Annotated in this window: 13 protein-coding genes and 1 tRNA gene; all 14 read right to left on the bottom strand. The window is 34.0% G+C overall.

The genetic code is table 11. The features are described 5' to 3' along the window. Positions 1-8: 8 nt before the first annotated feature. On the bottom strand, positions 9-3,155 hold the full coding sequence (locus tag ACM55I_RS01090; RefSeq protein WP_416844944.1) for a SusC/RagA family TonB-linked outer membrane protein: 3,147 nt from the start codon (positions 3,153-3,155) through the stop codon (positions 9-11). Between the two features lie 12 nt (positions 3,156-3,167). Then, entirely contained in the window at positions 3,168-4,766 is a 1,599-nt protein-coding gene (locus ACM55I_RS01095) for a glycoside hydrolase family 32 protein (protein ID WP_416844945.1), read from the bottom strand. Next, positions 4,750-6,090, bottom strand: a complete 1,341-nt coding sequence (locus tag ACM55I_RS01100; protein WP_416844946.1) for a sugar porter family MFS transporter — start codon at positions 6,088-6,090, stop codon at positions 4,750-4,752. The genes ACM55I_RS01095 and ACM55I_RS01100 overlap by 17 nt, the downstream gene beginning before the upstream one ends. 739 nt (positions 6,091-6,829) lie before the next feature. Continuing rightward, positions 6,830-8,368: a glycoside hydrolase domain-containing protein gene (locus ACM55I_RS01105; RefSeq protein ID WP_416844947.1), complete on the bottom strand. Its 1,539-nt coding sequence runs from the start codon at positions 8,366-8,368 to the stop codon at positions 6,830-6,832. Positions 8,369-8,753: 385 nt separating this feature from the next. Next, positions 8,754-11,477: a hybrid sensor histidine kinase/response regulator transcription factor gene (locus ACM55I_RS01110; RefSeq protein WP_416844948.1), complete on the bottom strand. Its 2,724-nt coding sequence runs from the start codon at positions 11,475-11,477 to the stop codon at positions 8,754-8,756. Positions 11,478-11,833: 356 nt separating this feature from the next. Continuing rightward, on the bottom strand, positions 11,834-12,643 hold the full coding sequence (locus ACM55I_RS01115) for a zinc-dependent peptidase (protein ID WP_416844949.1): 810 nt from the start codon (positions 12,641-12,643) through the stop codon (positions 11,834-11,836). Positions 12,644-12,845: 202 nt separating this feature from the next. Next, positions 12,846-12,919 (bottom strand) — tRNA-Arg (locus tag ACM55I_RS01120). A gap of 67 nt (positions 12,920-12,986) precedes the next feature. Continuing rightward, on the bottom strand, positions 12,987-13,436 hold the full coding sequence (locus tag ACM55I_RS01125; RefSeq protein WP_416844951.1) for a GatB/YqeY domain-containing protein: 450 nt from the start codon (positions 13,434-13,436) through the stop codon (positions 12,987-12,989). A gap of 337 nt (positions 13,437-13,773) precedes the next feature. Further along, positions 13,774-15,723 carry a cell division protein FtsZ gene (gene ftsZ / locus ACM55I_RS01130; RefSeq protein ID WP_416844953.1) on the bottom strand — a complete coding sequence of 650 codons (1,950 nt, stop codon included), beginning with the start codon at positions 15,721-15,723 and terminating at the stop codon, positions 13,774-13,776. Between the two features lie 51 nt (positions 15,724-15,774). Next, positions 15,775-17,157 (bottom strand): cell division protein FtsA, encoded by a 1,383-nt coding sequence (gene ftsA, locus ACM55I_RS01135; protein ID WP_416844954.1) that lies wholly within the window; start codon positions 17,155-17,157, stop codon positions 15,775-15,777. 6 nt (positions 17,158-17,163) lie between these two features. Next, positions 17,164-17,886, bottom strand: coding sequence for a cell division protein FtsQ/DivIB (locus tag ACM55I_RS01140; RefSeq protein WP_416844955.1), 723 nt, complete (start codon positions 17,884-17,886; stop codon positions 17,164-17,166). Further along, entirely contained in the window at positions 17,873-19,222 is a 1,350-nt protein-coding gene (gene murC, locus ACM55I_RS01145) for a UDP-N-acetylmuramate--L-alanine ligase (RefSeq protein ID WP_416844956.1), read from the bottom strand. Before murC ends, ACM55I_RS01140 begins: the two co-directional genes overlap by 14 nt. Positions 19,223-19,259: 37 nt before the next feature. Further along, the gene (gene murG, locus ACM55I_RS01150; protein ID WP_416844957.1) at positions 19,260-20,348 is read right to left on the bottom strand and encodes an undecaprenyldiphospho-muramoylpentapeptide beta-N-acetylglucosaminyltransferase; all 1,089 of its coding nucleotides are present in this window, start codon (positions 20,346-20,348) and stop codon (positions 19,260-19,262) included. 60 nt (positions 20,349-20,408) lie between these two features. Further along, the gene (locus tag ACM55I_RS01155; RefSeq protein ID WP_416844958.1) at positions 20,409-21,698 is read right to left on the bottom strand and encodes an FtsW/RodA/SpoVE family cell cycle protein; all 1,290 of its coding nucleotides are present in this window, start codon (positions 21,696-21,698) and stop codon (positions 20,409-20,411) included. Between the last annotated feature and the right edge of the window lie 13 nt (positions 21,699-21,711).

A 21,711-nucleotide genomic window follows, 5' to 3' on the forward strand; every position in this document is an offset into this window, starting at 1 on the left:
AGAATTAATTAAAAATTAAAGTTTACACCTAATGATAAAGTAGTAGGTACCGGTATTCTATTAACATCTGTTCGCTCTGGATCTGACCCTATGTAACCCTTTGGAGTAAACCAGAATAAATTCTCCCCTTGCGCATACACTCTACATCTAGTTATGAATCCCGTTTTACTGACTAAACCGTCAGGAAGAGAATATCCAATTTGTAGATTTCTAAGTTTAAAATAGGAATTATTTCTAAAAAGATAATCTGAAGTTTGGCTGTCATTATGTGCCAAAGAAAGAGACGGCACATCCGTATTGGTATTGGTTGGTGTCCAAGCATTAAACGTTCCCGGACCAGCATTATCTCTACCTTGAACAAAATTATTCCAGTAAATATAAGGATCAACCCCAATTCTTCCGGCTACACCAGAACCAAAAATGGAGAAGTCAAAGTTCTTATACGCTAAACTAATATTGATACCATATTCTAATTTTGGAAGTGTTGTTCCAATAAAAGTTCTATCATCCGAATTTATAGCACCATCACCATTGATGTCAACAAATTTTATACCTCCCAATCTAGAACCTACTTGAGTCGCATGAGAATCGATGTCAGCTTGGCTTTGGAATAATCCATCGGTTTTAAAACCAAAAACTTCAAATTGGGAATGACCGATTATGGAATTTAAAGCAGTCCCAGGATATGCTGCCCTAACTTCTGCCGGTAAATCTGTTATTTTATTTTTTGTTGCACCAAAATTTGTAGTAACATTAAAATACAATCCATTTTCTAATTTATCAGCATATCCTACGGTAAGTTCCCAACCCTTATTTGCAGTGGAAGCGCCATTTACGAAACGCTGTTGCCCTTCTCCTACAGCAGATGCAACTGGTGGTTTAATTAGAATCCCAACGGTGTGTCTTGAAAAATAGTCAAAGGAACCTGATAATTTATTTTCGAAAAAACCAAAATCAAGACCTACGTTAACCTCTTTCGTAGTCTCCCATTTTAAACCTGAATTAGCGGCTTGTATAGATACAAAACCAGAAGGTAAATTCCCAGTATTAGTTCCATTCAAATCATAGGCAGTTCCAACATTATAATAGATATTGAAAAAATCAGGAAAATATACATTTTGATTCGATCCGTATCGCGCTTCATACAAACCAAAACGAGCATTATCCCCAATAGATTGATTCCCCACTTCTCCATAACCAGCACGTAGCTTAAGGGTTGAAACGGCTTTTATATTTTTGAAAAAATCTTCATTATTAATCTTCCAACCTACAGTAGCAGCCGGAAAAATCCCATATCTGTTGTCCTGTCCAAATCTAGACGAACCATCTCTTCGTATAGTAAACGTAGCCAAATACCGGTCTGAAAATGCATAATTCACTTTACCAAACTGAGAAAGCAACCTGCTTCCTGTTGAAATACCATTATTAGTTCTGGCTCCTGTAGCTGCAGAAAGCGTAAAATAGGATTCTGATTCTACTGCAAATCCTTCAGCACGAGCATATAAAGTATTCAAATCAGTTTTAGTCGATTCAGTCCCTACAACTACTCCAATTTTATGATTTGAAACTTTCAAGTTGTAACTTAACGTGTTTGAAATTGTTAAACTTGAATATTTATTGGTATCAAAAGTCAAACTATTGGTACTTCTATTAACAAACCCATTGCTTACAGTTGGCTCAATGTCTTTTCTATTGAAATCATTAAAATCCATTCCGATACTATTTCTGAAGGTAAGATTTTTTAACAGATCTATTTCTGTAAAGACATTTCCATACAAAGAGACTTTTTTGCTGTTATCCCATCTGTTCAAATATTGCATCAATAAAGGATTATTTCTATCTGAATAACCCGATCCTAATGGTCCGGCATACTCACCAGAGGCTGTAAATACAGGAATAGTTGGTGCCAAAGTTATGGCTAAACCTGGTGTTGGTGCATTTCCTACATCATTGGCAGCACTTCTTTCGTTAGACTGTGTAAATTGAGAATTCACACCAAATCTAACTTTATCATTGAACAACTTAAAATTGGCATTAAGTCTTGCTGAATACCTTTCATAATTGGTATATTTCAACATTCCTGAATTATCTAAATAACCCATATTCAACACTGCATTTGCTTTATCAGACCCACCGGATACCGATAAATCATTGTTAATTAGCAATCCCGTTTTATACATCGTATTCTGCCAATCAGTATCTCCGACAGGCACATTGGTATCCCCGCCAACATAAGGTTTAACAGTTACGCTGTTTAACACTGGGTTATTAAAATCATGATTCCAATCAAAATTATAGATCTCGCCATACCCGCCAGCTGGATCTGCATGATCGTTAACTGATGCCTGCCACAAAACCTTTCCTCTGTCCAGTGCATTAAGCATTTTATAACGTTGCTTTTTCTCAGAAAGCACTGAAACATTAGTACTGTAAGAAACACTCATCACTCCTTTTGCAGCATTCTTTGTTGTTACAATGATAACACCATTTGCAGCTCTAGATCCATAAATAGAGGAAGCAGAAGCATCTTTCAATACTTGAACTGATTCTATAGCACTTGGACTCAAGCTGGCAAATACTTCCGGTCTTACCGTAGGAACTCCATCAATTACATACAAAGGATCTGTATTTCCAAGCGTACTCACACCCCTGATTAATATTCTGCTATTTGCTCCACTTGGGTCACCCGATTTTTCAATGGTCAATCCAGCAACTCTCCCTTGTAAAGCCTGCATAGCATTTCCAGAGCTCATACTTTGACCTGCAATCGGTTTTAAATCTACCACCGTAACGGCTCCTGTTACATCTACTTTTCTCTCCTTTGAATATCCTACTACTACAACTTCGTTTAAATTGGTGGACTCCGGTTTTAAAACAACATTTATCGATTCTTGACCGTTAACTTTGATTGTTTGACTTGCAAAACCTGTAAAACTAAATACCAAAGTAGTATTTTTATCTACATTGTTAAGCGCATAATGACCATCCAGATCTGTCGTGGTAGCATTTTTTGTTCCGGAGGCCGTAATTGTAGCTCCGGGAAGTGACATTCCGTCTTCGGAAGAGGTTACCACTCCTTTTATTCCTATGTTCTGGGCCGCAAGGGAAAAAAAGGAACCCATTAAAATTAAATAGAGGATGATTTTTTGTTTCATAATTTAGATAGTTTAGTTAAATTTTAGTTGGTTAATTATTAAATTTTCAATCTTGAAATTGAAATTTTCTTTAATGACTGAAAATGTTTCCATTGGTTTTTCTGGAAAAAATATTTCGGTCATAACTGTTTGTCCATTATTGTAAAATACTTCTATTGAGGTTTTATCAATTAGTATTCGTACATCCATTTTATCAAAATCTTCGGTAAACGGAGCTTTAGAAATTTGCTTTGCAAAAACATCTGAAAAAGACAAATCCCCTGATTTTCTTCTATCGATAAAAAAGTACTTGTCTTTTGTATTGATACCAAAATGTATCGTGTTATTAGCATTATTGGAAAGTGAAAAAGTATAGACGTCTTTTTTCAAGTTCTTCATTGTAAATCGAATATCCACTCTTGATAAATCAATCAGCGATTTATCAATCAACACCGTTTTTTTTTCAATTTTAAGCACCTCTTTTTTTATGGTCTTTGACACATAATTTTGTAATTCCTTGACTGGCTGAGAAGAGACTCTGAAATGATTTCCTGCTTTTATAAGTTTTAATTCCCTTGGTAGCGTCATACTCCCTCTCCATTTCTCAGTAGGAACTTTATTCGCATATTGCCAATTGGACATCCAACCTGTAAACAACTTTCTGCCATCTGTTTCTGAAATATTTGACCAAGTAACACCCGCATAATTATCTCTTCCGTAGTCAATCCAAAGTGATTTATGCTGTTTCAAATCCTGAGAAAAGGATTCATCCAATGTAAATGTGGTACCATCAAAATCTCCAACAAAATATTGAGTAGCAGAACCTCCATTAGGACCTCCAGGGTTTATGCTTAGCAAAAGCACCCATTTATATTCATCGGAACCATCTATAAGCATGGGAAAAAAATCTGGACATTCCCAAACACCGCCATGAGCCCCAATGTTTTTACCAAAATCAGAAAGTAACTGCCAATCTTTTAAGTTTTTAGAGCTATAAAACATCGTTTTATCCCCTGCTGCTAAAACCATTAACCACTGTTTATGGACATTATCCCAAGTCATTTTTGGATCTCTAAAATCTTTTACACTAGGAAATTTAACAACTGGATTTTTCTCATACTTGGTCCAAGTCAAGCCTTCGTCTAATGAATAAGCAATTCCTTGTGATTGAACACCTGCTTCCCCTGCTTTCTCTTTTACAGGATTGTGATAAGTGAACATGGCCACAATAGGTGGATTTTGTAAACTACCAAAACCAGAGGTGTTTTTTAAATCAACTACAGCACTTCCCGAAAAAATATATCCTTTTTCATCTGGATAAATAGCTATTGGCTTTTCAGTCCAAGTAATAAGATCATTACTTATTGCATGGCCCCAGTGCATCGGGCCCCATACATTTGAATCTGGATAATGCTGGTAAAAAAGATGATAATAGCCATTATAAAAAAACATACCATTGGGATCATTCATCCATCCTTTTTTGGGGGTATAATGAAAATTTGGTCTGTAAAGTTCTTCCTCAGAATACACTCTTTTATCCAAAAGGGAAGATTCTTTACAACTAAATAAAGTCAGTAATCCCATTACACAACATATCGACAAGAAGTATCTTTTTTTAGTTACTGTAATCATAATTTTCTTTTTTTATTAATTTTTTACTTAATTCTTCCAAGGAAATCCCTTTGGTTTCCGGCATCAAAACCGCAACAAACACAAGTTGGAAAACCATCATTACTGCGAAAAATAAAAACACAACTCCAGGGCCTATCGTCGAAAACAAAAAAGGAATTAGAGATGGAATTATTGCTGCTAAAACCCAGTGCGTTGTGCTTCCAAAAGCTTGCCCTGATGCTCGAAGATGATTCGGAAAAATTTCTGAAATAAAAACCCAGATTACGGCTCCCTGACCTATTGCATGGGAAGCAATAAATAAAAACAAGAAGATGGGAACCGCCATTCCTTGCCAATGGAAAAAGAAGGCCATGGCAACAAGAGAAAGTGAAATAATGTAGCCTACCGAACCGATATACATTAAGACTTTTCGCCCTAATCTATCAATTAAAAAAACACCAATTAGCGTAAAAACTAAGTTTATGGCTCCAATTCCTATACTACTCAATAAAGCGGTACTTTCTCCCAAACCAGCTTCTTGAAAAATTCTGGGTGAATAATACAAGAAGGCATTAATACCAGACAATTGGTTAAACAGCGCTATAAAAAAGGCTAAAATCAAAGGAGTGCGATATTTTTTCATGAAAATATTTTCATTGGAAATAGTCGTATCGTTAGTATGCTGGTTAATCTCTGTCATCATTTTTTCAAAGTCGGCTTCTTGTCCCATTAACTGTAAGACTTTTTTAGCTTCCTCATTTCTGGATTTAGACAAGAGCCATCTTGGGCTTTTGGGAATCGTATAAATAAATACGGTATAAATAAAAGATGGAATTGCTTGTACCCCCATCATCCACCTCCAGGAGTTTTCACCCATGTTCCTTAATAAGTAATTGGAAAGGAAAGCAACCAGAATTCCCAAAACAATATTAAACTGATAGAAAGCAACCAGTTTACCTCTATCTTTTGCAGGAGCAATTTCAGAGATATAAGCGGGTGCAGCTATTGTTGATGCTCCAACCCCAAGGCCCCCAATAAATCTAAATGCGGCAAAAACAAATGGATTATTTGCCATGGCTGAACCAATAGCCGAAATGAAGAATAAAATTCCTATCCATAACAGTGTATTCTTCCTTCCTATTTTATTGGTTGGAATACCACCAAATATTGCTCCGAAAACGGTACCCCACAAAGCCATTCCCATAACTACTGTTCCGTGGAAAGCATCGGAGGAATTCCATAAAACTTGTAGCTTTTTATCAGCTCCTGAAATAACAACGGTATCAAATCCAAAAAGAAACCCTGCTAGTGAAGCAATTAAAGACCAAACAATAATTTTTTTCATTATCAAAAAATATTAAATTAGATTGCTAAGATATCTGCATAAATTTTGCTTTTATTTTGAGGATGTTACAATTTTATTTAATACTGTTTCGCAATAGCGAATAAACAACAAAACACTTATTATCAAATAGTTACAATTTAAAATAAACAAATGACTACTTCGTTGTAGTTCGATTATGTTACACATGTTACAATTATGTTACACGTATTTTAAAAAAAAAATAGATATTCAGGAATAAAAAAAAGTCACTTGATGAATTTTATTCAATTAATAAAATTTTAAATTTATTTTTACATAAAGTTTAAAAATAATCGATAAAAAAATGAATCTATCAGGTAATTTTACACTATTACAGTATACTAAAGATTTACGCAGATGAAATACAGGATACCCTAAGGATTCAAAGCGTTTTTAGAATCGATGCATAGGAATTGCAGCGAGAACAAAGCCCTTTGGAATTCAAACAGTCCGACATATAATTCTGCTGCGCATCACTCCGCAAAAAGCACTTGAACTGGAGTTCAGTGCAATCACATCAGTACGTAAGCTTTCTAATTAGTACATTGAAATGCAGCCATAAAAAAACCATCAAAATTAGATTTTGATGGCCCTGATTTTAGTCTGTAACTAATAAAAGTGAAAGAGCATGTAATAACTTATTCAAAAAACGAACAGAATTTGTTCTTTAGTGAGCCCAAAGCTTTTGGAAAGCCTAAGACACCCTTTCTATAGCACGCTTTTATTTAAAAATTTTTAAGTCTGAAAAAGTGACTTCACCATTATCAGCAAAAATAGCCCACGGATTTTGATTCATTTTATAAATACGGTTCGTAAAAGCTATTTCGTCATTAATATACACCACACATACCGAATTTTCAGAAATGATTGTAATATCAAACTCTTTATTAGCTGGGGCATTTAGCGGAAGCTGCGTTAGATTTAAGGACGACGCATTTTTTATAACCTTATCTAATCTTAATTGATTTTTGGCTAAATCGAATACAATGGCAAATACTTCATTTCGCGTTTCACACGTTCCAAATTCAAAACCGAATTGAGTGGATGATGTCGCTTTTATATGTGTTTTAATTTTAAATGCTCCAGTTTCTCTGTCAAATACTGAAAATGCTTTTTCAGATGCATTATCCTTCAATGTATAGGTATCTCCTTGCTTTGTAGTTCCAAAGCCTATTTTCGCATTTAAAACTTCATTAACACTAAATTTGTTGTTGACACCATCCGGTATAGTCATCCCAAAGCTTCCGTTCGGATGCTGGACAAGTCGATGCGTCACAAGCGATCCAGCCCAATCAAAAATAGCGGCATCACTGTTTTTGTTTTTAGTAGGACACCATCCTGCTATATACCGGTTGATGCCATCGGCAACTGTTTTTCCAGCATAGAAAGCAATTCCATCTAACGCACTATTTACGGGAGTAATCCAAGTATTGGCAGTCAGTAAACGGTATTTATAGTGTACCATTCGATCATCAATATTTGAGTAAATCAAATACTGATAATCACCCATCGTGAACACATCAGGACATTCTGTTATAAAGGTAGTTGTATCCTCATAAAATGGCTTTTCCAAAGTCCAATCTCTCAAATTCGTAGAACTGTATTGCGCGATTACTGCTCGCCATGGCACAGTGCTGTTAGAAACTAAACCAACCTCAGAACGTGTCGCAATCAACATTTTATACGTTCCTGTACTTTTATCTTCTATGACGATTGGATCTCTAAATTCATTGCGATCATATCCCCAAGAAGCCTGCAATAAAAAGGAAGGATCTTTGGTCCAGTTTTTTAAATCCGTAGACGTTGCAAGCATAATTTTTTCTTTAGGATCAAGATTTCCGTTATGACCTGTATAGAATGCGTAATAAATTCCATTTAATTTAAAAACGGATCCGGTTCCCAATGCACCATCCTGCTGATTTGCAGTTCCTGTAGCTATCATTTCACTAGTGTCGGTGAACGTTGCAAAATCAGACGTAGTTACCTTATACCATGGGTGAAACGTGGACATTGTATTTCTTGCATCGTACAAATAGAAAAGATGGAAGATACCATTTTCATAAAATGGTATGGGATCACCAACCCAACCCACAGAAGGCTTAAAGAATGTCCGATACGTATTATCCGATTCATTAGCAGTTTGACACGCCGGAGCGTTTGTTTCTGCAATAGGGGTTTCAGTTGGTTTACCCTCTTTAGTGCAATTATTAAATAATGCTAAACAAAGTGGAAGGCATAAAAACGTGCGATTTATTTTCATATTTGAATGGTTTACGAGAATTATGAGTGCGCAAAAAGATTTGATACTCTCAGAGTAAATATTTTTTATCAGCAAAACGAAATCAATTAAAGGAAATAAAAAACTCCCAAAAGCTTTCGCTGATCCAATTTAAAATCAAACAAAAAATTAATTATGTTTAGATCTTAAATTCAATTACTAAGATATTTTTAAAAAATCGGCTTTTATATCAAGAATGGTGTGGTTTCATACAATGCTTTATGAAATAATTCAAAATATTAATTATCAATACATTAGATATAAACAAAAAAAGCAACTACTTCGTTGTAGCTGCTCTTATGTTACATAAAGTACGATTATGTTACGCTATTTTTGTTAGGAAGAAAATAGTTCCATAGAAAATAATCTACTTTTTACTTTTATATTCTTTAGGCGTAACTCCAAATTTATTTTTAAAGGAAGTTGAAAAATAATTTGGTGAGGAGAAACCAACCGCGTATGCAATTTCTGAAATGTTTAATTCTGACTTTTTCAGTAGCTCCTTTGACTTATCTAATCGCATATTATTAATATGGTCACTTACACTAATTCCTAATATAGCTTTCACTTTTCGATACAATTGCACCCGAGAAATAGTTAAACTTCGTGCAAGATCTTCAACAGTGTAAGCAGAATTATCCAAGTTTTTTTCAATAAGATCATTCAACTTTCTTAGAAAATCTTGTTCAGAAACACCAAAATCACCATCCTCAATATTTAAAATATTATTGGTATAATAAAATCGAAGTTTTTCTCTGTTAAAGAGCAATCCTTTAATAGATTGCGCCAATACTTTCAAATTGAATGGTTTTGTCAAAAAGATATCGGCACCACTTTCTAGAGCCTTCAAATAAGAATCTTGATTATCCGAAGCAGTAAGCATTATAATAGGAATATGTGACGTTCTTAAATCTTTCTTGAGTATTTCACAAATCTGAAAACCATTCTTTTCAGGCAAATTCAAATCACAGATAATAATATCGGGAATTAATTCCAATGCTCTTTCAATTGCATTGGTACCATCAGAAGCAAAAAAAGTATACTCAGCAGAAAACTTATGAGATACAAAATCTAAAAGCTCGGTATTGTCCTCTATATAAAGAATCGAATATTTATCTTCGGTGTTTTTGGGTTCAACAGTCTGAATAAACTCGGAATCCAAATAATCCGGTTCATGGACAAAATCTAGCATTGGCTCTTTTATTATGTATTTTTCGTCCAAATGTTCTTTTCCTAATGGTAATGTAATTATAAATTCCGCTCCATTTTTTGAATTAATCTCTATTTTTCCATTGTGCAGCTCGACAAAACTTTTTGACAAATGAAGCCCTATTCCAGAACTGTTCCTGTAATTATTTGAACCCTGATAAAAAGCATTAAAAACCTCCTTCAACTCATTTTCTGGAATCCCTATACCTGAATCTTTAAAGTGAATTTTAACAGTGCTATTGGGTTTATCTTCTTTTATTACAATCGAAATTTTACCCTTTTCAGGAGTAAATTTAAAGGCATTTGACAACAAATTAAAATAGACTTTATCCATAAGATTTCGATCCATATAGACTTCTAATTCCGGATTGTTAGTTGTCAATGAAAAATCAATATTTCTTTTCTTCGCTTCCCGATCAAAATCACTAATAATACTTTTTGAAAAATCTAAAATATTAGTTTTTGATGCTCTCAAAGTAAATTTTTGATCCTCTGTTTTTCTATAGTCTAATAATTGATTAATTAACCGGAGTAACCTTCTGGAGTTGTTATACATCAAATTTATTTCCTTATTCACGGAAACCCCTTTATTTCTAAATTCATTTCCCAAAGATTCTATAGAACTCAATATCAACGTTAAAGGCGTTTTGAATTCATGAGACAAACCTGTAAAAAAATTAAGTCTTGCTTCGTTACTTAGTTTTAATTCTTCAGAAAATTTTTCAATTTCATTTCTTTGGCTAACAATTTTTTTGTTTGTCTCTTCCAATTCTTTCTTCTTACGACGAATTGTAATTCCAGAATAAATACTATAAATAGCTAAACTTAGCACAATTATAAATAAAGAAATTAAAAGTCTCAGAAGATTACTCTGAGTTGAATATTTTTTTTCCTGATTTTTAATAATCTTTTGTTGTTGTTCAATATCAGATTGTTGGATTGTTATTTTATCAAATTGATTGCTCATTATATCTGCATTAAGAGAGTCAATCAATATCGTATTCAATTTATTATTTTTAGGAACTATTTCTTGATTGACTATTTTCAACGCTAATCGTATCGCTTCGCTTCCGCCTGTTGGATATAAAACAGTTGCTTCTAAAATTTTATCTTTAACATATTGAATCCCTCCGAATGGTCCATTAAGTCCATCAACCCCTATAAATTTTATTTTTTTATCTACTCCTTTATCCTTGGCAATTTTCCATGCGTTATACGCAATTAAATCATTAAAGGCATATACGTAATCAATATTAGACAGACTATCTAATAACTTTATATAATTTGTTTTGGGATGCCCAAAGTCATCTGAATCGATGTCAAAAACTTTAATACCAGGATATTGTTTAACAATTTGCTTAAACCCCAAACTTCTTTCTAAACCAGGCGATGTATTTAAATCCCCATAAATTTGAATCACATTAGCATGTCCTTTAGAAATTGAAACGAGATGTTTACCCGCTAATCGTCCCACTTCGATATTGTCTGCACCTAAATATGCGGTGTAATTACTCGTATTTACTTTTCTGTCCACTACGATTACCGGAATCCCTTTAATCTTTGCTTTTTCTATCACTGGGACAATCGAATCTGATTCAAAAGGAGAAACTATGATGACATCTACTTTATCTTCAATAAACTTTTCAATATCATGAATCTGTTTTTTGGGTTGACGATTCGCATTATAAATTTTCAAGCTAACCTCTGGATGAAGTGAAGCTTCAACTTCCATGGCATGATTCATCGATGTTCTCCAAATATCGTCACCAACACTTTGTGAAAATCCAATAGAAATTTTCTTTCTATCCCCTTCTGATGAATTACAGGAATTCAGTATACCTATAAAACTTGCCAGTAGTATAAAACAGCCTCTTCTTGACATACGGTTTATGATTATAAAAATAACAATTTTAGAGTAATTTCAGGTATTCTTGTAATTGCTTTTTTTAAAATCATGTCCATAATAATATCTGTGATTATAGACTCTTAACCTTACAAAGATAATTCCTGATGATGATAATTTCAATCGTGTAGTAATTGCTCTTTTTTGTAGAACTAATATCATTTTCTTTTGAGTATAAAATGATTATTACAATTATGGACAAATATATAAAAATATGGCGTTACTATTTCATTTTACATAACGATTTTCTTTTTAGCAACTTACCAGTGGCTTTTAATAAAAAAGAACATATTATAAAATATAAAACCGAATTAAACTGATTTGAATGATCCCTTTCAATTTAAATATTCTTCTTTAAAATTAATCATCTTAGCAATATGTGCATATAATTGAGGATGGGTTGTTTTAAAAATAGGAGGCGTTTCAAAAAAGTGTTCTAATATTACCGATAAAAATTCAAATTGGTTTTCATAGGCATACAGCCTAAAATAGCCTTTTTGCCGTAGCTCATTATTTAAATTTTGATCTGTGTAATATTTTATTACTTCATTGAATTCATCAAAAAAGACAATAGCACTTGGATCATTACTTTTCAAACAATGAAAATGCAGTACATGCGAAAACTCATGTAGGCCAAGATTAATATTGTCATTTGATGTTGCGTGCCCCAATAAAAAATCATCCCATGAAAAAACTACGGCTTTCATTCCAGGATTAAATTCTCCTTTATGATATTGTTGATTTACCATAGAAAAATAACTGGAAGGATAAATAATTATTTTGTTGAATAAACTGACGAGATAATTTCTCATTCCAAAAGTTAACATCACATAAGTTCCAGCGATCAACATTTGCATGTGTTCCATAATAGCAATCTCTTTACCTATAAACTGATAATTCCTAATAAACTTATTCACTCTATGTTCAAAATACATTTTCCTTTTAGCGGAAAGCCTATTATAAAATGGAAATTCATTTACTAAAATTTGTCGTTGGTTTGATTTTAATTTCTTGGAGAAAGGATACCAATGGATGTAAAGTGGTTTATTGAATAGTAAGAGATAAGCAGGTTCCAGAACTCTAAAAATAATTATTAGAAGGAATAATGTCCCAAAAAGTATAGAAATAAAAAGTTGTTCTGTCATATTTTTTTTGTCTCCTTTAAAACAAAAATACTCCAAAATAATCAAGTTTACTTGAAATTATTTTGGAGTATTTTTGTTTATTTGTGACCGCGGTAGGGTTGACTTCGTCCTACCTTCAAAGCTCCGCTTTGAAAATAGAATAGGATAGAAAAAATTATTTCAAGCGAGCTTGATATTTTTTCTATCCTATTCTATTTATTCGTGACCACGGCAGGGTTCGAACCTGCAACCCTCAGAGTCGAAATCTGATATTCTATCCAGTTGAACTACGCAGTCATTATTATATTAGATGTTAATTAACGATTTTGAATCTGTGAAGTAAAATCGTTAATCATGAATCTATTTATGTCAATAATTTTTTAACTAGTGTAGAAATGGTTTTTCCTTCAGCAGTTCCGCCTAATTGCGCAGCAGCCAACCCCATCACTTTTCCCATTGAAGCAATACCTGAAGCTCCAGTTTCGGAAATGATTTTTGCAATCACTGCTTCTACTTCTACTTCACTTAATTGTGCCGGTAAGAATTTTTCGATTACTGCAATTTGAGCTAATTCTGGTTCAGCCAAATCCAAACGGTTTTGTTCTGTAAAAATTCTAGCACTTTCCTTACGGGTTTTTACTAATCTTTGAAGCAATTTAACCTCGTCATCTTCTGTTATTTCTTCTTTAGACCCTGTAGCTGTCTGTGCTAACAAGATTTCAGATTTGATAGCTCTTAACGCTTCAAGTGCAACTGTATCTTTGGCTCTCATGGCGATTTTCATTTCGTCCATGATTTGTACTGATAAACTCATATTCTTTATTGTTAATTTGGTTAATCGATTATTTGTTTAATCGATTGTTGAAATGCTAATTATGAAAACGACTGCTTTTTTAATGCCCCAGATGGTAGTGAAAAGCCTTTTTAGGAGAAAATGTATTTTTTATTGGACTTAAAAAGCGACTTTAGAAGCTCTTTTAAGGACTTAGAAAAAAGCATTTTCGAGAAAAAGCTTGAAACGACAGCTGGATTAAGGCCCGACAAATTTAAAGAAATTTACTGGAATTAACAATAGATTGCTTTCTTCTCACTACACAAAAAAATAACCCGAAAATTAAATTTTCGGGCTTTCTCATTTTGGTTTGAGTTAGTTAATCTACATTGTCATGCAAATACGAGTTGTTAGAACGCAACTGTAGATCGTTGTTGCTGTCTGTTCCAACAGAAATTCTTGAATTTGTATTATTAGTTTGATTGTTTGAAATGTCTATTCCTAATCTTTTGTAAGCAGGCTCTTTTTCATACTCATCAATTTTAGAAACATTATTATGAAACTTGTAATTGAATTCTTTTAATTTTTTTCTTCTTTCATCAGCTCTCATTCTTAATGATTCTTCGATAGTCATTTCCATAGGAGAAATAGCATCAAAATCAACTGGTGTATTTACCGGTGTATTAACTTGTTTCATGGTAATGTTCAACTCAGCCGGAATAACAACTTCTGGAGTCTTAGCAACTGGCTTAGCCATGAAATCATTCTCAGGCTCCATATATTCTTCAAGAGAATATTTGATAATTCCGTTGTCAGTCAATTCCGTTACCGGAACAAATTGAACTGCTTCATTTACTTTAATATCACGAGTTTCATTCGTTAGTTCAAACAAAACTTTGTTTTCCTCCACTTGTGCTACCGGCTCTGTTTTGAAAAGTGGCAAATCAAAGGAGAAAGTAGTTTGTTCTTGTCTTTCAATAACTTTTGGCTGTACCGCTTTTACTTCTTTAACTTCGGCTACAGGTGATGTAATTGTGAAATCAATATCAGTGATAGGAGAAACAATTTCGAAAGTGACATCTAAATTTTTAATAAATTCAGACATAACCATCAACTCTTCTTTATTGATTGTTGGCGCTGGTGTTGGTACCACTGGTTCAGGCGCAACTACAGTATCTTCTAACAAATCGAAAACAATTCTTTCGTTTGAATTAGAAACTGGAGATTCTGTATTCAAATCGAATCCAGTAACCGTTTTATTACTTAGATTATGAACACTTCTTTGTTCATCCTCTAGTGTGTGAATTATTTTTTTAGGCTCTGTATTTACGATTTCATTTTGTTGTTCAATATCAAAACCTGTAGCGATTATAGTCACTGCGATAGCATCTCCAAGCGATTCGTCTTCACCAACACCCATGATAATATTCGCATTATGACCTGCTTCAACTTGAATATGATCATTGATTTCTCCAATTTCGTCAATAGTAATTTCATTAGTTCCAGAAACGATAAGCAACAATACGTTTTTGGCACCAGTAATTTTATTATCATTTAACAAAGGAGAATCTAAAGCCGCAATAATGGCTTCCTTAGCTCTATTCTCACCTGAAGAAACAGAAGATCCCATAATAGCCGTTCCGCTATTAAACAATACTGTTTTGGCATCTCTTAAATCAATATTTTGAGTATAGTGATGCGTGATTACTTCAGCAATTCCTCTTGAGGCTGTTGCCAAAACTTCGTCTGCTTTTGAAAACCCGGCTTTGAAACCAAGATTCCCATACACTTCTCTTAATTTGTTATTATTGATAACAATTAAAGAGTCGACTTGTTTACGTAACTTTTCTATACCAATTAATGCTTGTTCCTGACGCACTTTCCCTTCAAATAAGAAAGGTAATGTCACAATTCCTACAGTAAGAATATCTCTTTCTTTAGCCAATTGTGCGATTACTGGTGCAGCTCCTGTTCCAGTTCCACCACCCATTCCGGCAGTGATGAACACCATTTTAGTATTGCGGTCCAACATTTTTTCAATCTCGGAAATACTTTCAATAGCTGATTGCTGACCTACATCTGGGTTTGCTCCAGCACCAAGTCCTTCAGTTAAATGTACTCCTAACTGTATTTTGTTAGGCACGGAACTGCTCTGTAAGGCCTGAGAATCTGTATTACATACAATAAAATCTACGCCTTTGATTCCTTGTTTAAACATGTGATTTATGGCGTTACTTCCGCCTCCACCTACACCAATAACTTTTATTACATTTGATTGGTTCTTTGGTAAATCAAATGAAATACTTCCAAATTCTGAGTTGCTCATCATTTTATTTGGTTTTTGATATTTATTATTTATTGTGTTTTTTGGGCACTGCCCTTATTCTGCATTATCTAAGAAATCCTTAATCTTATCCACATAACGGTCGAAGAAATTTCTCTGAATTCTGTTCACTGTAGAATTCTGCTTTTCATTAGTGTTTCGTGCCTCTTCCTCAACTTTCTCTTCAGAAACCTCAATTACTGGCGCTTGAACTATCGGCTGTCTGTAAACTGGTGCTTTTGGTTGTTCAATTGCATCCATTCTAACCGCACTTTGAGTATTATTTTCAATGCTGTTCATTACTAATCCAACTGCAGTAGCATATAAAGGACTCGAAATCTCCTCGTCTGAATTTCCAGCTAAATGTTCGTTTGGATATCCTATTCTTGTATCCATTCCTGTAATATACTCTACTAGCTGTTTGATGTGTTTCAATTGAGCACCACCACCAGTAAGTACTATTCCTGCGATTAGTTTTTTACGAGGATCTTCGTGTCCGTATGCTTTCACTTCCGTAAAAACTTGATCAATAATTTCAACAACACGAGCATGAATAATTTTAGAAAGATTCTTTAATGAAATTTCTTTTGGTTCTCTACCTCTCAATCCTGGGATAGAAACAATCTCGTTGTCTTTATTTTCCCCTGGCCAAGCAGATCCAAATTTAACTTTCAATAATTCAGCTTGCTTCTCAATGATAGAACATCCTTCTTTAATATCATCTGTGATTACATTTCCCCCAAAAGGAATTACCGCTGTATGACGAATAATACCATCTTTGAAAATGGCTAAATCTGTTGTTCCACCACCTATATCGATAAGTGCAACTCCTGCTTCTTTTTCTTCCTGACTCAAAACTGCATCTGCCGAAGCTAATGGTTCCAAGGTTAAACCTGACAATTCAATTCCTGAACTTTGAATACATCTGCCTACATTACGTATTGATGAGGCTTGTCCTACTACAACATGAAAACTGGACTCTAATCTTCCACCATACATTCCTATAGGCTCTTTAATTTCAGATTGTCCGTCAATTTTAAATTCTTGTGGCAAAACATGAATTATTTCTTCGCCAGGTAACATTGCCAATTTATTTACTTGGTCAATCAAAAGCTGAATATCATTTCCTCCAATTACTTCCTCTGGATTATTTCTGCTGATGTAGTCTGTATGTTGAATACTACGGATGTGTTGGCCCGCAATTCCCACCACTACATCTTTTATTTTATAGCCTGAATTATTTTCGGCTTCTTGTATCGCTTGTTGTATTGATTGTATGGTTTGAGTGATGTTATTTACAACGCCTCTGGCCACACCTAAACTTTTAGATTTTCCTACACCTAAAATTTCTAGTTTCCCGTATTCATTCTTCTTGCCTATCATGGCAACTATTTTAGTTGTCCCAATATCTAGACCTACTGCAATATTCTCTTTTTCCATTATCTATTATTTAGTGCAAACTACTTGTTCCGTAAATCGGAGATCAATCTTTTTATATTTATACAACGAACTATCTAAAACCGCCTTCTGAAAAAAAGCTTTGTAATTCTTAAATTTTCGCTCCACATTTATCATTCTACCAAAATCAATTTGATAATCGAAATTTCTATTGAGCATTTTTAAGCTACCATTCGGCATAATTTCAATTCCAATGATGTTTTTTTTCAAAAACGCATCGTCATAGATTGCTCGAAATAAGTCGGCTAAATCTTCGTTATTTTTTTTATTTATCCCCCCGGATACAAGTGGAACTCTCGCTGTAAAATTAGTTGACAGTGGCATTCTATTCCCCTCGTAATCAATATAAAAAGAACCACCATCATCAAAAACTCTAGCTATAGGAGTTTTTTGTTTTACTACTGCTTTCAACACACCGTCAATACTCACAAATACATCTGATTTTTCAATCATTTCTTGTGCATCTAGCGTTCTTTCCAGTTTATTCAAATCTAAATCAACTTTTTGAATGCTTGATGCCTCTCGTTTATTTTCTATTAACAATTTATTAACCGTTTCCTGTTTAACAAAAGGCGCATTATCTCCAACAAAAACCACTACAGATTTAGTCAATTTTCTGTTTTTATTTCGATTTGACGTAAACGAAAACAGAAAAATTACTACTATAAACATTAGTATTAATCGAATATTTGTCCAATTAAATAGTTTCATTTATCGCTTTTTTAATGGATGGCACTAATTCTCCAATATCTCCTGCTCCAATAGTTACAATAACGGTAGCATCGCTAGCTAAAATTGTTGGTATTAAATCATTTTTAGCAACAATTTTTTTATGATTATTGGTCATTTTATCCATCAACCATTGTGAATTTATGCCATCCATTGGCAATTCACGGGCCGGATAAATATCTAATAAAACTACGTCATCAAAAGCAGATAAACTTTTGGCAAAATCATCCGCAAAATCTCTCGTTCTGCTGAATAAATGTGGTTGAAAAATTGCCAAAACTTTTTGGTTTGGATACAATTCTCTAACCGCCTGATGTACTGCATTTATCTCCGTTGGATGGTGTGCATAATCATCAATATAAACTAACTTATCTGTTTTAATTTGATACGAAAACCTTCTTTTTATCCCTTTAAATGATTTAATGGCACTTGCAATGGCATCGGTTGGGGTGCCGAATATATTTGCCATTGCAATAGCCATTAATGCATTCATCAAATTGTGTTTACCTGGTAATCCAAAATACAAATCTTTGATTATCTCCGTAGGAGTTTGTACGTCAAAAACATAACTGCCATTTCCTACTCTAACATTAAAAGCTTTAAAAACAGCAACTTCATTTACAGCACACGTTATACCTTCTAATGGCAATTCTTTCGTTATAAAAAGCTTGCTCTTATCTTCTACTTTAGAAGCAAATTCAACAAAAGATTCTTCTATCGCTTCACTGGTTCCATAAATATCCAAATGGTCTGCATCCATTGATGTAATACAGGCAATATTAGGATGCAAATGCAAAAACGAACGGTCAAATTCATCAGCTTCAACAACAGTTACTGTTTTTCCGTTTCCTATTAAATTCGAATTATAATTTTCTACAATTCCACCAATAAAAGCAGTAACATCAGCGCCACTTTCGTGCAAAATATGACCTAAAATACCTGAGGTAGTCGTTTTTCCATGTGTTCCCGCTACTGCAAAACAGAAAGTATCTTTTGTAATAATCCCTAAAACTTCGGCTCTTTTTTTAACCTGAAAATCTCTTTCCAAGAAATAATTCCATTCCGAATGCGATTTTGGAACTGCTGGCGTAATAATCACCAACGTATTTTCTACGTAAAAATCTGTTGGAATTAAATCGATACTGTCTTCAAAATGAATTGAAATTCCGCTTTCTATTAATTCATTCGTAAGCGCTGAAGCTGTTTTATCGTATCCTGAAACTTGTTTTCCCAAATTCTTGAAATAACGCGCCAGATTACTCATCCCGATGCCTCCAATTCCTATAAAATAGACGTTATGTATTTGATTTAAGTTCATATTATTTTAAGTCTTTGCACTATTATCTTTTTTCTTTCTATTTAATCAACTTCACAATTTCGTCAACAATTTGTTTTGTTGCTTCTGGCATAGCCAATTGTTTTATATTTTCACTCAACTGGTTTTGTTTTCCCTGATCTTTCAACAAGGCTTCAAAAACAAGACCAAATTGCGAATCAAGCTCCGATTCTTTGAGCATTAATGCTCCTTTTTTATCAACAATCGCCTGTGCATTTTTAGTTTGGTGATCTTCAGCAACATTTGGTGAAGGAATAAAAACTACTGGCTTCCCAACAATACACAATTCCGAAACTGATGACGCTCCTGCTCGGGAAATAATAACATCTGCAGCAGCATAAACTAAATCCATTCTTTCGATAAAAGCGACAACCTGAACATTTTCTTTGTTATATTTTTTATAATCTTCTAAATATAATTTCCCGCATTGCCAAATCACCTGAACATTTTGACAAAGAATATTTTCCAATTCTTTTTCGATTAATTGGTTGACTCTTCTTGCTCCCAGACTTCCTCCAAGAACTAATAATGTTTTCTTTTCAGAGTCTAGATTAAAATATTGAATGGCTTCCGCTCTTTTACTTTCGATATCAATTAAATCCTGACGCACTGGATTCCCGGTCAAAATCATTTTCCCTTTTGGAAAAAATCTTTCCAGATTTTCGTAAGCAACACAAATTTTGCTTGCTTTTTTACTCAATAATTTATTGGTGATTCCAGGATAGGAATTTTGTTCTTGAATTACTGTTGGAATACCCGCAATTCCTGCTATCTGCAGTAAAGGCCCACTAGCAAAACCTCCGGTTCCAATAACAACATCCGGTTTAAAGTCCCTTATTATCGTTCTGGATTTTAACAAACTTGAAAGCAATTTAATTGGAAAAAGCACATTATCAAATGTCAGTCTTCGTTGTAATCCTGCAATCCAAAGTCCTTTGATTTTGTAACCTGCTTGAGGTACTTTTTGCATTTCCATTTTATTGTTGGCACCTACAAAAAGAATTTCGGCATCAGGAAAACGAAATTTTAGTTCATTGGCAATTGCAATCGCCGGATAAATATGTCCGCCTGTTCCGCCACCGCTTAATATGAATTTATAGTGTTTCATTTTTATTAAAGTTACTGAGTTCCTAAGTTTTTATAATTTACTTTTTCTCTGAAAACCGAATTACTTATTTAAAACTGCATGCATTGGATTCGTAGCTTTATCTTCAATAGAATAATTTTCTTCTGTCACAACTTCCTCTTCTAATTCTCTATCGATTAGTTTTTGAAGTGCTTCTTCTCTTTTAGCCGCGTCTTTTAATTCCTGAGCGATCTCTTCCTCCTTTTTAGTTACACTAATGATAATTCCAAGTGCAAAACAAGTCATCCAGATGGAACTTCCTCCACTGCTTATTAATGGTAATGTTTGTCCGGTAACGGGTAATAATTCCACTGCAACGGCCATATTAATCATCGCCTGAAAGATCATGGGGAAACCCAATCCGATGACTACCAATTTCCCAAACAATGTATTGGCTTTGTGCGAAGCGATCACAAATCGAAACAACAATAACAAATACAATCCAAGAACTCCCAAACCTCCTAAAAGTCCGTATTCCTCAACTATAATGGCGTAAATAAAATCGGAAGACGATTGTGGTAAAAAATTCTTTTGAACACTTTTACCCGGACCTAATCCATATAGTTGTCCCGAGGCAATTGCAATTTTAGCTTTTTCTATTTGGTAATCATCTTCATCGGGCTTATCCGTTGAGAAGTTTTCGATACGGCTTTCCCACGTTTTTACGCGGTTAAAAAATTTTGCATCCGGAAAAGCTTTGGAAAGCAAAACAAAAAACATTAAAAATAATATCCCAGAACCTATAATTATTCCAATGTATTTTAAAGGATATTTACCAATAAAGGCAAGCATTATAATCATACAAAAAATAAGAGCGGTGGTCGAAAAATTTGAGGGTAAGATAAACATCAGCGTTATAAAAACCGGCAACCAAAGCTCTTTTAATGATTCAACAAAATCAATCGCTTTCTCTCTCGTTTTGGACAAATAGCGCGACACAAATACAAACAGAACCAAAGCAGCAAAAGCCGAGGGCTGAAACGAAATCCCCACAAAAGGAATTTGAAGCCATCTGCTCGCATTCGCTCCGCCAATCACCGTTCCTTTTATCATTGTAATGGCCAAAACCACCCATACTACAGGCAATAACCATTTAGAAATAGAACGAAAATAATGATAGGGAATTTTATGTACGTAATAAATAATCGTAAAACCACAGGCAATATGCGCTAAATGTTTTACCAGATAACCTAATGTATTTCCAGTTCCATGACCAATATAAGCCAAATTACTGCTCGCACTAAAAACAGGCATAAATGAAAACAAGGCTAATAAGGCCACAAATGACCAAATTCCTTTATCTCCTTTTAAATTGTTTATTAGTTGTTTCATTTCTTTTTTGTTT

This window comes from Flavobacterium algoris, assembly GCF_048158525.1.
Taxonomy (GTDB): domain Bacteria; phylum Bacteroidota; class Bacteroidia; order Flavobacteriales; family Flavobacteriaceae; genus Flavobacterium; species Flavobacterium algoris.